This is a genomic window from Phyllobacterium sp. P5_D12, assembly GCF_054049495.1.
Genome location: NZ_JBFUMG010000679.1, coordinates 1 through 2,099, shown reverse-complemented (window position 1 = coordinate 2,099; position 2,099 = coordinate 1). Strand labels below are relative to the sequence as shown.

The window sequence follows — 2,099 nt, the reverse complement described above, 5'->3', positions numbered from 1 at the left end:
CATTCAAGACGCTGGACAAGGGCTATGCCTCCGCCGTTGCGGTGCTGCTGCTGGCGCTTCTCATATTATACGCCATCGTATTGATCCGTATCCGCAAGTCACTTGTGAGGGCGTCATGATCGCAGGACGCTCACGCAACGCGCGTATTCTCGGTGGCATCGGCCTTTACGCCGCAGTCGGTGCCTACGTCATTTTCGCACTGTTTCCGCTGTTCTGGACGCTGAAGATTTCGGTGACGCCGCAGTCATTGCTGTATTCGGAAGGCATCACCTTATGGCCTTCCATCTCGACGTGGGAGAACTACAAGACCGTGTTGCGCGCCACGGATTTCCCGCGTTATTTCATGAACAGCGTGATTGTTTCGGTGATTACGGCAGTCCTTGTCACAATCGTCGCTTCGGCCGCTGGCTATGCCATGTCCCGTTTTTCCTTCCGGGGCAAAACCACTGTCGCGGTAACGCTGCTTCTGACCCAGACCTTTCCATTGGTCATGGTGATTCCGCCGATCTATCGCATCATGGGTCAGCTGGGGCTTACCAATAGCCTGACGGGCCTCATCATCATCTACATCGCTTTCAACATCGCCTTTGCGACCTTCCTGATGCAGTCATTCTTCGACGGCATTCCAAAGGATCTGGAAGAGGCAGCGATGATCGATGGTTGCAGCCGTTCACAGGCGCTGCGCAAGGTCATCATCCCGCTGACATTGCCGGGCATGGGTGCGACGCTCGGCTTCGTCTTCACTGCCGCGTGGAGCGAACTGCTTTTCGCGTTGATGCTTATCAGCAGCGACAGCCAGAAAACCTTCGCCGTTGGGCTTTTGACCTTCATCGGCAAATTTGCGGTCGACTGGGGTCAGATGATGGCAGCTTCGGTGCTCGCACTCATCCCCGCATGCCTGTTCTTCGCCTTCCTGCAACGATATCTCGTCACCGGTCTGACCGCTGGCGCAGTCAAGGGATAACAATCGATGGCTTCCGTCACAATCTCCAATGTCCAGAAAAACTATGGCGCCATGAATGTGCTGTCGGCAGTGGATCTCTCAATCGCCGACGGCGAGTTCGTCGTTCTCGTCGGACCCTCTGGCTGTGGCAAGTCCACACTTTTGCGGATGATCGCCGGGCTTGAGGAAATTTCGGCTGGGGAGATCAAAATTGGCGAGCGTGTCGTCAATGACGTAGCGCCAAAGGATCGTGATATCGCCATGGTGTTCCAGTCCTATGCGCTTTACCCGCATATGGATGTGGCGTCGAACATGGGCTTCAGCTTGCTGCTGCGCAAGACGGCAAAGGAACTCGTCATGAACCGCGTCGGCAGTGCAGCCAAACGTCTGGGACTCGACGTATTACTGCAGCGGCTTCCGCGTCAGCTTTCCGGCGGCCAGCGCCAGCGTGTAGCCATGGGCCGTGCCATCGTGCGTGATCCGAAGGTGTTCCTGTTCGACGAGCCCCTGTCAAACCTCGATGCCAAGCTCCGCGTCCATATGCGAACAGAAATCAAGGCTTTGCATCAGCAACTGAAGACCACATCAGTCTACGTCACGCACGATCAGGTGGAGGCCATGACGATGGCCGATCGCATCGTCGTCATGCATGACGGTGTCATCCAGCAGGTTGGAACGCCACTCGAACTCTATGATCATCCGGCTAACCTGTTCGTGGCAGGGTTCATCGGTTCGCCGGGTATGAACTTCCTTCCCGCCGTTGTCAGCCGTGAGGGGAAGAAGGTTGCGGCAGAGCTCACCGACGGTCAGATGATCGCGTTGCGTCCTGAACTCAAGGTGGAGGATGGCGACCGGGTGACCGTTGGCATACGCCCGGAAAATATCGAGGTCGGTGGTGAGGGGCTGAAGGCGAAGATCGAGGTGATAGAGCCGCTCGGTCTCTCGACGCAGTTTTATACCAAACTCGCCGACCAGCAGGTCTGCATCTTCGCCATGGGCCGCACGGATCGTGGCCCTGGGGACGCGATTGGGCTTGGTATCAAGGCGGCAGATGTGCATCTCTTCCACGGCGTGACCGGCTTGCGGATCGCATAGACGAATCCGGATAATTACTCACAACCTCAGGCGGAATAAAATTCCTGCATTGAACCGAAAT

At 56.6% G+C, this 2,099-nt stretch carries 2 protein-coding genes; both read left to right on the top strand.

Features of this window, described 5'->3' with window-relative positions:
- The first annotated feature begins 115 nt into the window (after window positions 1-115).
- Complete coding sequence (locus ACXJ5O_RS25205; protein ID WP_457302297.1) at window positions 116-964, top strand: carbohydrate ABC transporter permease; 849 nt, start codon at window positions 116-118, stop codon at window positions 962-964.
- Between the two features lie 6 nt (window positions 965-970).
- Window positions 971-2,038 carry an ABC transporter ATP-binding protein gene (locus tag ACXJ5O_RS25200; RefSeq protein WP_457302296.1) on the top strand — a complete coding sequence of 356 codons (1,068 nt, stop codon included), beginning with the start codon at window positions 971-973 and terminating at the stop codon, window positions 2,036-2,038.
- Window positions 2,039-2,099: the final 61 nt, after the last annotated feature.

What these genes read in the sequence shown, in the direction of transcription:
- ACXJ5O_RS25205 (WP_457302297.1), top strand. Translation starts at nt 116, where the DNA reads ATGATCGCAGGACGCTCACGCAACGCGCGTATTCTCGGTGGCATCGGC.
- ACXJ5O_RS25200 (WP_457302296.1), top strand. Translation starts at nt 971, where the DNA reads ATGGCTTCCGTCACAATCTCCAATGTCCAGAAAAACTATGGCGCCATG.